Annotated in this window: 8 protein-coding genes; 3 read left to right on the top strand and 5 right to left on the bottom strand. The window is 72.4% G+C overall.

The features are described from left to right. The first annotated feature begins 62 nt into the window (after nt 1–62). On the top strand, nt 63–692 hold the full coding sequence (locus PSU4_RS11965) for a TetR/AcrR family transcriptional regulator (RefSeq protein ID WP_186816889.1): 630 nt from the start codon (nt 63–65) through the stop codon (nt 690–692). Nucleotides 693–723: 31 nt separating this feature from the next. Next, nucleotides 724–3,138, top strand: coding sequence for an MMPL family transporter (locus PSU4_RS11960; RefSeq protein WP_147106538.1), 2,415 nt, complete (start codon nt 724–726; stop codon nt 3,136–3,138). A gap of 5 nt (nt 3,139–3,143) precedes the next feature. Here PSU4_RS11960 and narI read toward each other — a convergent pair whose 3' ends face one another. The 5 genes from narI to PSU4_RS11935 are packed head-to-tail and all read right to left on the bottom strand — an operon-like array spanning nt 3,144 to nt 10,855. Continuing rightward, nucleotides 3,144–3,878 (bottom strand): respiratory nitrate reductase subunit gamma, encoded by a 735-nt coding sequence (narI, locus tag PSU4_RS11955; protein ID WP_147106535.1) that lies wholly within the window; start codon nt 3,876–3,878, stop codon nt 3,144–3,146. Beyond that, a complete protein-coding gene (gene narJ / locus PSU4_RS11950; protein WP_147106532.1) occupies nt 3,875–4,468 on the bottom strand; it encodes a nitrate reductase molybdenum cofactor assembly chaperone in 594 nt (197 codons plus the stop codon). Before narJ ends, narI begins: the two co-directional genes overlap by 4 nt. Further along, nucleotides 4,465–6,114, bottom strand: a complete 1,650-nt coding sequence (gene narH, locus PSU4_RS11945; RefSeq protein WP_147106529.1) for a nitrate reductase subunit beta — start codon at nt 6,112–6,114, stop codon at nt 4,465–4,467. Before narH ends, narJ begins: the two co-directional genes overlap by 4 nt. After that, entirely contained in the window at nt 6,111–9,803 is a 3,693-nt protein-coding gene (locus tag PSU4_RS11940) for a nitrate reductase subunit alpha (protein ID WP_147106526.1), read from the bottom strand. Before PSU4_RS11940 ends, narH begins: the two co-directional genes overlap by 4 nt. After that, on the bottom strand, nt 9,800–10,855 hold the full coding sequence (locus tag PSU4_RS11935) for a tellurite resistance/C4-dicarboxylate transporter family protein (RefSeq protein WP_147106523.1): 1,056 nt from the start codon (nt 10,853–10,855) through the stop codon (nt 9,800–9,802). The genes PSU4_RS11940 and PSU4_RS11935 overlap by 4 nt, the downstream gene beginning before the upstream one ends. 346 nt (nt 10,856–11,201) lie before the next feature. Between PSU4_RS11935 and PSU4_RS11930 the strand changes: the two genes are divergently transcribed. Beyond that, entirely contained in the window at nt 11,202–13,526 is a 2,325-nt protein-coding gene (locus PSU4_RS11930; RefSeq protein ID WP_147106520.1) for a penicillin acylase family protein, read from the top strand. The last annotated feature ends 21 nt before the right edge of the window (nt 13,527–13,547 follow it).

Below are 13,547 nucleotides of genomic sequence, written 5' to 3'. Positions count from 1 at the left end.
GTCACCAAGAGTGGCACGAGACTCATTGCACTGAGTGCAGCGAGATTCCTAACCTCGACCGGGTGACGGCCCCGACGGTGCGTGATGCGCAGAAGGCGCGGACGCGTCGTGCGCTCATCGACGCGGCCCTCGCCCTCACCGACGAGCGCGGCCGCCAGGGGCTCACCGTCGACGCCGTCGCCGAACGGGCCGGGGTGTCGCGGCGGACCGTCTTCAACCACTTCGCGACGCTCGACGAGATCGTGCTGGCCGCCTGCACGGAGATGCTCGACGTCCTGGTCGACGGGTTCGTCGAAGCCACGGCGGCCGCACCGCCCGGGGAGCCGGGCCTGGCCGCGGTGGTCGACGACGTCGTCCGCGCGTTGCACGCCACCGATCTCGTGGGCCCGATGGCCTACCTGACCCACGTCCTCGGCGGCCGCGGCGAGCAGGACGCCCGCGTCGAGGTGATCGTCGAGGCCGCGTTCGGGCGGTGCGGCCGGCACCTGCTCGGCGTCGTCGCCGCCCGCTACCCCGGCGTCGACCCGCTCGACGTGCAGCTCGTCGTCGGCTCCCTGCTCTCCGGTGTCCAGGTGCTGCACGGGCACTGGTGGGAGCGCACCGGAGCCGTCGACGACGCCGCCTCGCGTCGGGAGTGGGCCCGCCTGCTCGACCGTCTGACCAGCGCACTTCGCACGGGCTTCGGCCGCTGACCGCTACACCTCCCGGGAGCGTCTCCTCGTCATGGCAGAACTGCTGTACCGCCTCGGCCACTTCGCGGCCCGTCGTCCGTGGCGGGTCGTCACGGCCTGGGCCGCCCTGCTCGCCGCGGCCGTCGTCGCCGTCCTCGTCACGGGGGTCAACCTGACGGGCGCGACCTCCATCCCGGGCACCCCGACCGAGCAGGTGTCGGAAAGGCTGCAGGCCGAGCTCCCCGGCGCCGGTGGCGGCACCGGACTGGTCGTCCTGTCGACGGCCGACGGCCGGCCGTTCACCGACGAGCAGCGCGCCGCGGTGTCGTCGGTGCTGCAGCGCGTCGGCGGGATCGACGGCGTCACCCAGGTCGTCGACCCGTTCGCCGTCGCCGCGAGCCGCGCGGCCCAGGAGCGCCAGCTCGCGGGCGGGCGCGCACAGCTCGACCAGGCGCGGGCACAGCTCACAGCGGGGCAGGCGCAGCTCGACGCCGCCCGGGCCTCGGGTGTGCCCGCCGAAGCCCTTGCCGCGCAACAGCAGCAGCTCGACCAGACCCGCGCGGGCCTCGACGCCGGGACCGCGCAGCTGACGGCGGGGGAGTCCCTCGCGGCGCTCGCGGCCGGCATCCGCACGGTCTCCGAGGACGGCAGCGCGGCCGTCGTCACGGTCGCGTTCGGCGCGTCGCAGACGGCGATCCCCACCGAGACGAAGGACGCCGTCACCGCAGCGATGCGCGACGCAGCGATCCCGGGTGTCGACATCGACTTCTCCTCCGAGATCACCCAGAACCTCGACGGCATCGCCGGCCCCGCCGAGGTCGTCGGCGTCGTGATCGCCGCGGTCGTGCTGCTGGTCATGCTCGGCACCCTCGTCGCGGCCGGGCTGCCGATCCTCACCGCGCTCGTCGGCGTCGGCGTCGGCGTGGCCGGCGCGATGGCGTTCTCCGGGCTCGTCGAGATGACGTCGGTGACCCCGATCCTGGGCCTCATGCTGGGCCTCGCGGTGGGCATCGACTACGCGCTGTTCGTCGTGAACCGTCACCGCAGGCAGCTGCGCGCGGGCGTCCCGCTGCGCGAGTCGATCGCGCTGGCCACCGGCACGTCGGGCAACGCGGTCGTCTTCGCGGGCTTCACCGTCGTCATCGCGCTGGTGGCGCTGACGATCACGGGCATCCCGTTCCTGGGCCTGATGGGTGTCGTCGGCGCGGCGTGCGTCGCCGTCGCCGTGCTGGTCGCGGTGACGCTCACCCCCGCGCTGCTGTCGCTGATCGGGCCGCGGCTGTTGTCGCGCAAGGCCCGTTCGCAGCCCCCGGCCCCGCAGACCCCCCACCGCGCCCCGATGTCGACGGGCAAGGCCGTGCTCCGCGCCGTCGGCGGCATCGCGCTGCTGGTCGTGATCGCGGTCCCGGTGCTGTCGATGCGCCTCGGGCTGCCCGACGGCTCGTCCGAGCCGCAGGACTCCACCCAGTACCAGGCGTACGCGACGGTCGCCGACAAGTTCGGGGCCGGGGCGAACGGGCCCCTGGTCGTCGTCGCGGACCTGCCCCCGGGCCTCGACGAGCAGGGCCGCACCGCCGCGCAGGCCGCGGTCGCGCAGCAGATCGGCGACGCCGAGCACGTCGCGGCCGTCGCGCCCGTCGCCGTCGCACCGAACGGGTCGTTCGCGCTGTTCCAGGTGGTGCCCACCGACGGGCCGACGAGCGAGGCGACCGAGCAGCTCGTCGACGACCTGCGCGCGATGACGACGCCGTTCGAACCCGGCACGCCCCTGGGCGTCGCCGGCTCGGCGTCGGGCAACATCGACATCTCCGCCAAGCTCGCCGCGGCGCTGCCGATCTACCTCGCGGTCGTCGTCGGACTGTCGCTGCTGATCATGATCGTCGTGTTCCGGTCCATCCTGGTACCGGTCACGGCCACCGTCGGGTTCGTCCTGTCCTACTTCGCGGCGATGGGCGCGGTCGTCGCGATCTACCAGTGGGGCTGGCTCGGCCCGGTGTTCGGTGTGCACGACCCGGGGCCCGTGCTGAACTTCCTGCCGACCCTGCTCGTCGGCATCCTGTTCGGCCTGGCCATGGACTACCAGCTGTTCCTGGTCTCCGGCATGCGGGAGGCGTTCGTCCACGGCTCGCCGGCACGCCGCGCGGTCACCGAGGGCCTGCACGCGGGCCGCGCCGTCGTCACCGCCGCCGCGATCATCATGTTCTCCGTCTTCGGCGGGTTCGTGTTCTCCCACCTCGCGATGATCCGGCCGATGGGCTTCGGACTGGCCTTCGGCGTGCTGTTCGACGCCTTCGTCGTCCGGATGCTCGTCATCCCCGCGCTGATGCACCTGGCCGGCGACGCCGCCTGGTGGCTGCCGAAGTGGCTGGACCGCATCCTGCCGAACGTCGACGTCGAGGGCGCCTCGCTGGAGCGCGACCACCCGGCGGCGGCGCAGCGCCCCGACGCGCTCACCCCGGCCGGCTAGGCGTCCTACCGGGGCTCGCTCGACCCGACCCGGTCCCAGCCCCGCCGCGGCGGCCCCGCGGCGGGGCCACCGGAGCGGGAGCGGTACACGATGTAGGGACGGAACAGGTAGCCCACCGGCGCCGAGAAGGCGTGCACGAGCCGCGTGAACGGCCAGATCGTGAACAGCGCCATGCCGATCAGCGTGTGGATCCGGAAGGCGAGGCTCGAACCGGCCATCGCGTCGATGTCGGGCTGGAACACGAACAGCGACCGGAACCACGGCGACACCGAGACGCGGTAGTTGTGTTCCTCGCCCCCGGCGACACCGAGCAGCGTCGTCGACAGCCCCGCGACGATCGCCAGCACGAGCACGACGTACATGAGCTTGTCGTTGCGGGTCGTCGCGGAGAAGACCGGGCCGGTGGTGCGGCGCCGGTAGATCAGGATGGCGATCCCGGCGAGAGTGGAGACGCCGGCGATCCCGCCGAGCACGAGCGCCTGCACGTGGTAGGCCGGCTCCGACAGCCCGATGGCCGTGGTCCAGCTCTCGGGGATGACCAGACCGATGACGTGGCCGATGACGACGACGAGCAGCCCGAAGTGGAACATCGGGCTGCCGATGCGCAGCAGCCGCGACTCGTGCAGTTCCGAGGACCGCGTCGTCCAGCCGAACTTGTCGTAGCGGTAGCGCCAGATCGTGCCCGTGACCAGGACGGCGACCATGACGTAGGGCAGCACGCCCCACAGCAGCACGTTCATCGCGGGCCTCCGAAGGGGGCGAGCTCGAGGCCCACCTGTTCGCGGGGTGGCCCGCTGCGCGCGAGGGCCTTGGCGGCGGCGACGTCGGTGGGCGACGGGCCGGGCAGCAACGCGCAGACGGCCTCCAGGACGTGCGCGTACGGGGTCGCCGCCTCGTGCAGCGCCAGCCGCAGCAGCTCCACGCCGGCCCGGTGCTCCTGCAGCAGGGCGAGCCCGTCGGCGAGGTCGGCGGTGGCGGCGTACTCCAGGACCGCGGGCAGGAAGTCGGGAAGCTCGGTGCCCCTGAACTCGACCCCCGACCGCCGGTACCGCTGCTTGAGCGCGGCCAGTGCGCCGCCGCGGCGCCGGGTCTCCCCGTCGGTCCACCAGGTCAGGTAGAGGCAGCAGCGCCGACGGGTGTCGAAGACGGCGACGTAGTGCTCGGCGAGGTCGCGGCGCTGCGCGATGGCGTCGAGGAAGGCGTCGAGGCCGGCGCGGGCGGGCCCGGCGGGCAGCTCGGCCACCGCGGCGCGCACGAGCGGCCACCGGCCGGGGTCGTCGGGGTGGAGCAGGCACAGCGAGGCCGCCTGCAGGACCACCCGGGCGCTCACCGCCGGCCCCGGGGCGGGAAGAGACCCTCCGGTCTGCCCTTGCCGTCCCAGTTCAGCAGGTTGACGCGGCTCGCGGAGGTGTCGGCGACGGTGTCGCTGGTCTGGCGGTCGCGCAGGGCGTGGAACGTCTCGACCGACACCGGCGCGGGCCGCCCCGACGCCTCGCCGAACGGGCCGCCCATCCCGGGGCCGCCGTCGACGTCGAGGCTGCAGCCCAGCTCCTCCAGCTGGTGGGCCTCGCCGACGTGGGCCGTCGGGATGACGTAACGCTCGTCGTACTTGGCGATCGCGAGCAGCCGGTACATCTCCATGATCTCCTCGGCGCCCATCCCGACGGCGGCGGGGATCGACTCGTCGATCTCCCGGCCGAGGGTGACGTCGCGCATGAACGCGCGCATCGCGGCGAGCGTGCGCAGGACCCGGGTGACCGGCTCCGGGTCGCCCGCGGTGAACAGCTCGGCCAGGTACTCGACGGGGATTCGCAGCGCGTCGATCGCGCCGAACAGGTTGCCGGCGGACTCGCCGTCGTGGCCGGTCTCGGTGAGCCGGTCGACGACGGGTGAGAGCGGCGGGACGTACCAGACCATCGGCATGGTCCGGAACTCCGGATGCAGCGGCAGCGCGACCCGGTACTGCGCCACCAGCTTGTGGACGGGCGAGCGCTGCGCCGCCTCCACCCACTCGGGATCGATGCCGTCGCGGTGCGCGGCCGCCACCACCGCGGGGTCGTGCGGGTCGAGCAGCACGTCGAGCTGCGACTGGTAGAGGTCACGTTCGTCCTCGACCGACGCGGCCTCGGTGACGCGGTCGGCGTCGTAGAGGAACAGTCCGATGTAGCGCAACCGGCCGACGCAGGTCTCGCTGCAGACCGTCGGCAGGCCGACCTCGACGCGGGGGTAGCAGAACGTGCACTTCTCGGCCTTGCCGGTGCGGTGGTTGAAGTAGATCTTCTTGTACGGGCAGCCGGTGACGCACATCCGCCAGCCGCGGCAGCGGTCCTGGTCGACGAGCACGATGCCGTCCTCGACCCGCTTGTACATCGCCCCCGAGGGGCAGGAGGCGACGCAGGCGGGGTTGAGGCAGTGCTCGCAGATGCGCGGCAGGTAGAACATGAACGCCTGCTCGTACTCGAAGCGCACCTTGTCCTCGGACTCGCGCCGGATCCGTTCCACGATCGGGTCGAGCTCGCCCTGCTCGGGGATGCCGCCGAGGTCGTCGTCCCAGTTGGCGCTCCACTCGACGGCCATCGGCCTGCCCGACAGCAGCGACCGCGGCTCGGCCACGGGGAAGTCGTCGCCGAGCGGGGCGTCGACGAGCGTCTCGTAGTCGTAGGTCCAGGGCTCGTAGTAGTCGCGGATGTTCGGCAGGACCGGGTTGGCGAAGATCGACAGCAGCTTGCGGACACGCCCGCCCGCGCGCAGGGTCAGCCGGCCGCGCCGGTTGCGCACCCAGCCGCCGCGCCAGCGGTCCTGGTCCTGGTAGCGGCGCGGGTAGCCCTGACCCGGCCGGGTCTCGACGTTGTTGAACCACACGTACTCGACGCCCGCGCGGTTGGTCCAGGCCTGCTTGCAGGTGACCGAGCACGTGTGGCAGCCGATGCACTTGTCGAGGTTCATCACCATGCCCAGCTGGGCCATGACCTTCATCGGTAACGCACCTCCTGCGCGCGGCGGCGGATGACGGTGACCTCGTCGCGCTGGTTGCCGGTCGGACCGAGGTAGTTGAAGGCGTAGGACAGCTGGCCGTAGCCCCCGATCAGGTGCGTCGGCTTGACGAGGATGCGGGTGGCGGAGTTGTGGATGCCGCCGCGCCGGCCCGTCGCCTCCGAGACGGGGACGTTGACGACGCGTTCCTGCGCGTGGTGGACGTACACCGTTCCCTCGGGCATCCGGTGGGAGACGATGGCGCGCAGGACGACGACGCCGTTGCGGTTCACGGCCTCGACCCAGTCGTTGTCGCGCACACCCGCGGTGGCCGCGTCCTGCGGGCTCATCCAGACGACGGGCCCGCCGCGCGAGAGCGACAGCATGAACAGGTTGTCCTGGTACTCGGAGTGGATCGACCACTTCGAGTGCGGTGTGAGGTAGCGGACGGCCACCGACGTGCCGGGTTCGGCGGTGCCCACCGGGGCTTCGCCGAAGAGCCGGTGCATGTCCAGCGGGGCCCGGAAGATCGGCAGCGCCTCGCCGAGCTCGTGCATCCAGTCGTGGTCGAGCAGGAAGTGCATCCGGCCGGTCAGGGTGTGCCAGGGCTTGCCGCGCTCGACGTTGACGGTGAACGGCGCGTAGCGGCGCCCGCCCGACTCGCTGCCCGACCACTCCGGGCTGGTGATCACCGGGACGGGACGGGCCTGGGTGTCGGCGAACCGGATCCGTCGCTCCTCGCTGCCCTCGGCGAGGTCGGCCAGGCCCACCCCGGTCCGGCGCTCCAGCTCGCGGAAGCCCTGGACGGCGAGGCGGCCGTTGGTGGTGGCGGACAGGGCGAGGATGGCCTCCGCCAGCTTGGCGTCGGTGTCGATCGCGGGTCGTCCGTCGCCGGCGCCACCGAGCATGACGCCGTTGACGTGCGCGAGCTCGGCGATCTCCTCGTCGGGCCGGTAGGTGATTCCCTTGGTCGACAGGCCGAGCCGGTCGACGAGCGGCCCGATGCTCGCCATCTTGTCCGCGATCGAGGTGTAGTCGCGCTCGACGACGGTGAACCCGGGCATGGTCCGCCCGGGCACGGGTTCGCACTCGCCGGCGCGCCAGTCGAGGACCCGCCCGCCCGGCTGCGCCGTCTCACCCGGGGTGTCGTGCTGCAGCGGCACGGCGACGACGTCGCGGCGCACCCCGAGGTGCCCGGCGGCGAGCTCGTCGAACCGGCGGGCGACGGCGTGGAAGGCCTCGAAGTCGGTGCGGGTCTCGAACGGCGGGTCGATCGCCGGGTTGAAGGCGTGCACGAACGGGTGCATGTCGGTGGTGTTCAGGTCGTGCTTCTCGTACCAGGTCGCGGCGGGGAACACGACGTCGGCGAGCAGGGTCGAGCTGGTCATCCGGAAGTCGAGCGCGAGCAGCAGGTCGAGCTTGCCCTCTGGCGGGTCGCCGTCGCGCCACACGACGTCACGGGGCCTGCGGTCCGGCGGGGTCTGCGCGGCCCGCAGGTTGTCGTGGGTACCGAGCAGGTGGCGCAGGAAGTACTCGTCGCCCTTGGCCGAGGAGCCCAGCAGGTTGGCCCGCCACAGCGTCAGGCACCGCGGCCAGTTCTCCGGCGCGTCCGGGTCGTCGATCGCGAAGCGGAGCCTGCCGTCGCGCAGCCGCTCGGTCACCGCGGGCCCGACGTCGGCGTCGCCGATCTCGTCGGCCAGGTCGAGGGGGTTGCGGTCGAACTGCGGGTACGACGGCATCCAGCCCAGCCGCGCGGACAGCGCGATGGTGTCGATCGTGGACATCCCGGCGAGCGCGCCGGTGCCCAGCGGGGAGGCGAGCGCGTCGGCGCGGTAGCCGTCGTAGCGCCACTGGTCGGTGTGGGTGTACCAGAACGCGGTGCCGATCATGGTGCGCGGCGGCCGCTGCCAGTCGGTCGCCGACGCCATCGCGGCCCAGCCGGTGAGCGGGCGACACTTCTCCTGCCCGACGTAGTGCGCCCAGCCGCCGCCGTTGCGTCCCATGGCGCCCGTCAGCATGAGCAGGGCGAGGACCGCGCGGTAGGTGGCGTCGCCGTGGAACCACTGGCAGATGCCCGCCCCCATGATGATCATGCTGCGGCCGCCGGACTCCTCGGAGTTCGTGGCCAGCTCGCGGGCGACGCGGATCGCCTGCGCCGCAGGGACCGACGTGATCGCCTCCTGCCAGGCGGGCGTGTACGGCTCGTCGGCGTCGTCGTAGCCCGAGGGCCAGCGGCCGGGCAGCCCGGGTCGGTGCACGCCGTACTGGGCGAGCATCAGGTCGTGGACGGTGGTGACGAGCGACCCGCCCACCCGGCGCACCGGCACCCCGCGCCGCAGGACGCCCGCGTCCGCGGAGTCGAGCCGGGGCAACAGCACCTCCGCCGCCTCGCTGCCCAGCGCGCTCAGCCGCGGGACGACGTCCCCGAGGTCGAGGTTCCACCGCCCGGCACCCGAGTCGGTGTAGCGGAACCCCAGCGACCCGTTGGGCACGACCGCTTCGCCGCTACGGTCGTCGAGGACGACGGTCTTCCACGCCGCGACCTCGCCGGTGTCGCCGAGGTCGGCGGCGGTGAGGAACCTCCCCGGCACGTACGCGCCGTCGCGCTGCTCCAGCGTCACCAGGAACGGCAGGTCCGTCGTACGGCGCACGAAGTCGGTGAAGAACCCCACCTTCCGGTCGACGAAGAACTCCTTCAGGATCACGTGACCCATCGCCATCGCGAGCGCGCCGTCGGTACCCGGCTGGGCGGGCAGCCACTGGTCGGCGAACTTCGTGGCGTCGGAGTAGTCGGGCGAGACGACGACGACCTTCTGCCCCTTGTAGCGGGCCTCGGCCATCCAGTGCGCGTCCGGGGTCCGGGTGACGGGCACGTTGGAGCCCCACACGAGCAGGTAGGTGGCGTTCCACCAGTCGCCGGACTCCGGCACGTCGGTCTGGTCGCCGAACACCTGCGGGCTCGCCACGGGCAGGTCGGCGTACCAGTCGTAGAACGACGTCATCACACCGCCGAGCAGCTGCACGAACCGGGAGCCGGCCGCGTGGCTGACCATCGACATCGCCGGGATCGGCGAGAACCCGACGACCCGGTCCGGCCCGTGGGTCCTGACGGTGTGGACGTGCGCCGCCGCCACGATCTCGACGGCCTCGGCCCAGCTCACCCGCACGTGCCCGCCCTTGCCGCGGGCCCGCTGGTAGCGGCGCCGGCGCTCCGGGTCGCCGGTGACCTCGGCCCACGCGAGCACGGGATCGCCCAGCCGGGCCTTCGCCTCCCGGTACATCTCGACCAGCACACCGCGCGCGTAGGGATAGCGGATCCGGGTGGGGGAGTAGGTGTACCAGGAGAACGCCGCCCCCCGCGGGCAGCCGCGGGGCTCGTACTCCGGCGAGTCCGGCCCCACCGACGGGTAGTCGGTCTCCTGCGTCTCCCAGGTGATGATCCCGTCCTTGACGTAGACCTTCCAGGAGCAGGACCCGGTGCAGTTCACGCCGTGCGTGGACCGGACGATCTTGTCGTGGCTCCACCGGTCCCGGTAGAAGACGTCACCGTCGCGGCCACCGTCGAGGAACTGTGCCCGCAGGTCCTCCGACGTCGGGCGGCGGGTGAAGAACCTGCCGGTCCGCAGCAGCAGGTCCGACGCCGGACCGTCGGTCCCCGTCCCTGCCCCCTTTCCATTGCCCCGGCCTGTCATCGCACCGCCTCCTCGGGTCGTCGGACGAGCGTGTGGACGAGCCCGGCGAAGGTGGCCAGCCACGCCAGCAGTGCCCACCCCAGCGCGACCGGGGGAACCCAGGCCAGGAACCCGAGGTCGAGCGCGGTCCGCATCCGCGCGGTGGCCAGGCTGTACATCCCGATCGGGAACACCAGCGACCAGTACGACGGGTGGTAGCGCAGCGGCACCCGGTGCACGACGTGGCGCCACACCCCGATCGCGACCATGAGCGGCAACCAGAACGTCGCCGTGGCCCACGCCATCAGCGTGAGGAGCTCGACGGCGGGCGCGACCCGTTGCAGCAGCGGGTCGGCCCCGGCCCCGAGCAGCAGGTTCGACCCGGCGAGCGTGGTGATCGCGACCGCGCCCGCCGCGATCCAGATGGGCGGGTCCTCCTCGTCGGGGCTCAACCGGTGAAACGTCCAGCGGGTGAACACCATCGTCATCACGACGACGTAGAGCAACATTCCGAGACCGAAGAACGTCACCGCGACGAACGCGACGAGAGGGTTCTGCAGGCGCGGCGCCAGCAGGGCGCCCAGTACCGAGATCGACTGCGTCGACACCGTCAGCAGGAACCACGTCCCGTTGATGCCGACGCCGATCTCCGGCTTGTCCACCCGCAGCACCACGGCGATCAGCGGCGGGTAGAGCAGCACGACCCACAGCGCCACACCCACCACCCACAGGACCGTGGCGAGCGTCCACCACCCGAACACCAGTGCGCTCGAGGTGCCCATCACCTCGGTCGCGGCGACGGCCGTCGTGAAGGCGAAGCCCTTGGCGTGGCTGAGCAGGTCCGCCCGGAAGCGGTCGGGGTAGCGCAGCAACCGGGCCAGGGTCAGCGCGGCGATCACCACGTACCCGGCCGCGGCGACGACGTAGAGCACCTCGCCCGCGCCCGCCACGCCGAGCGCGCTGCACCCGAGCGCGACGACGCCCGTCGCCATCACGAACGCGAAGTAGCCCGGGAAGAACCGCGCCAGGGGCGGGTCGGGGATCGAGGTGGTCTCGTGCGGCAGTTCGCTCATGGCGCGCACGTCGGGACGAGCCGTTGGAATCGCATGCGTCACCCCGCCTGACGTGAGTGCGGTCCTGCTACCGGGTGCTCGCCGTCCGTCGTCGGACGGTGCCGAAAGGCTTCCACTGTCCGGTTCGGTTGTCCACGATCTCCACCGTCCCCCGGGCCTGCCGCGGGCGACGACCCTGTGAGTGGCGATAGTCGCTATAGCGACTATTGCCACTCACAAGGTTCACAGGCCCTGCTGCCCGAACGGGTAGTGCCGCACCGCTCGAAACGCGTGTGAACTCTGCCGACACGACGACCGCCTCCCTTGCTTGACTCGCTGCAGTACCGGCGACGAAGCGGAGGGCGCAGTGGCGACGCAGAGCAGGACCACCTACACGGTGCCGGGGCTCAGCGGTCCGGTCGAGATCCTCGTCGACCGTTGGGGCGTGCCGCACATCTACGCGACCGACACCTACGACGCCTTCCGCGCGCAGGGCTTCAACGCCGCGCGCGACCGGTTGTGGCAGATCGACTTCTGGCGCCGCCGCGGGCTGGGCCGGCTCGCCGAGGTGTTCGGCGCCGAGCACGTCGAGCGCGACCGGGCGGCGCGGCTGTTCCTCTACCGCGGCGACATGCGTCAGGAGTGGCTGTCCTACGGGTCGGACACCAAGCGGGCGGCGACCGCCTTCGTGGAGGGGGTGAACGCGTTCGTCGAGCTGACCCGCCGCGACCCCTCGCTGCTGCCGGTGGAGTTCCGCGAGCTGGGTTACGAGCCGGCCCTGTGGGAGCCGGCCGACGTCGCGCGCATCCGCAGCCACGGGCTGTTCTACAACGTCCGTGACGAGGTGGCCCGCGCCCGCACCCTGCGTGACCTGCCCCGGGAGGTCGAGGAGCTGCGGCGGCGTCGCCAGCCCGAGCGTGAGCTGACGATCCCCGAGGGGCTGGACCTCGACCTCATCCCGGACGACGTGCTCGCCGTCTACGACCTGGCGACGTCGGCGCCCGCATTCGGCCCGTCGGCCCCGCTCGACCCGCAGGGTGACGTCCTGCCGGAGGGCAGCAACAACTGGGTGCTCGCCGGGTCACGGACCCGGTCGGGCCGGCCACTGCTGGCCAACGACCCGCACCGTGCCGCGGCGGCGCTGCCGGGCCTGCGCTACATCGCGCATCTGTCCGCCCCTGGTTTCGACGTCATCGGCGGCGGCGAGCCCGCACTTCCCGGGATCTCCATCGGGCACAACGGGCGCATTGCGTTCGGCCTGACGATCTTCGCGATCGACCAGGAGGACCTCTACGTCTACGAGACGAACCCGGACGACCCGCAGTCCTACCGCTACGAGAACCGCTGGGAACCGATGCGCCGCGTCACCGAGACCGTGCAGGTCCGCGGCGGCGAACCCGTCGAGGTGGAGCTGCTGTTCACCCGCCACGGCCCGGTGATCCACCAGGACCCGGTGCGGCACACCGCGTTCGTGGTGCGGGCGGCGTGGCTGGAGCCGGGGATGGCGCCGTATCTCGGGAGCATGGACTACATGCGGGCGCGCAACTACGACGAGTTCCTGGCCGCGATGAACCGTTGGGGCGCGCCGCCGGAGAACCAGGTCTTCGCCGACACCGACGGCACGATCGCGTGGAAGACCGGCGGCCTGACCCCGATCCGCCCCAACTGGGACGGCACGCTCCCGGTGCCCGGCGACGGCCGCTACGAGTGGGCGGGCTTCCACGACGCCGACCAGCTGCCCGGCGACGTGAACCCCGAGCAGGGCTTCCTGGCGACGGCGAACGAGTGCAACCTGCCCGCCGACTTCCCGGCCGACCGGCACATCACCTACGACTGGTACGCGCCGTCGCGGCGCCACCGGCTCGACGAGGTCCTCGCCGAGACGACGGATGCGACGCCGGAGTCGATGGTCGCGCTGCAGGCCGACTTCCTGAGCGTCCCGGCCCGGCGCATCCTCGCGAAGGTCCGCGAGCTGGCCGTGCCCGCCGACACCGACGGCCTCGCCCTGCTCCTGGACTGGGACGCGACACTCGCCGCCGACTCGGCCGCCGCCGCGGTCTTCGAGGTCTGGTACCGACGCCACCTGCGCCCGGCCCTGCTGGCCGGGGCCCTCGACGGACACGTCGACGACCCCGCCGCGGTCGCCGCCCGGATCTCCCCGGCCGAGGACCTGCTCGCCGACTCCCGGATCGACCTGGAGCTGGTCGAGCACCCGGGGGAGCGGCTCGGCCCGGACCCGGACAAGTTCCTGGTCGAGACGGTCGCGCAGACGCTGCCCGCGGCGGTCGCCGAGGTCGCGGCGCTGCTCGGCCCGGACCGTGCGACGTGGGGCTGGGGCCGGTTGCACGTCGCGGTGGCCCGCCACCCCCTCGCCGCGCTGCTGACCGACCTGCCCGCCGGGCACCTCGCCGCCGGCCCGGAGCCGCGCGGCGGCAGCGGAGACACCGTCGGCAACACCGCCTACGGGCCCAACTTCGTGCAGAGCGCGGGCTCCACGTTCCGCCTCGTCGTCGACGTGGGGGAATGGGACTCGTCGCTGGCGATGAACGCGCCCGGCCAGTCGGGCAGGCTCGGCGACCCCCATGCCGCGGACCTCTTCGGTCCGTGGGCCCGCAACGAGGCGTTCCCGCTGCTCTACAGCCGTGAGCAGGTCGACGCGGCGACAGAGCACGTCATCGAACTCTGCCCCTGAGAATCCGCCCCTGAGAAGGAG

Source organism: Pseudonocardia sulfidoxydans NBRC 16205 (genome assembly GCF_007989085.1).
Classification (GTDB): domain Bacteria; phylum Actinomycetota; class Actinomycetes; order Mycobacteriales; family Pseudonocardiaceae; genus Pseudonocardia; species Pseudonocardia sulfidoxydans.
Note: the sequence above shows the minus strand (reverse complement) of the source record. Positions and strands in the feature narration are given on the sequence as shown.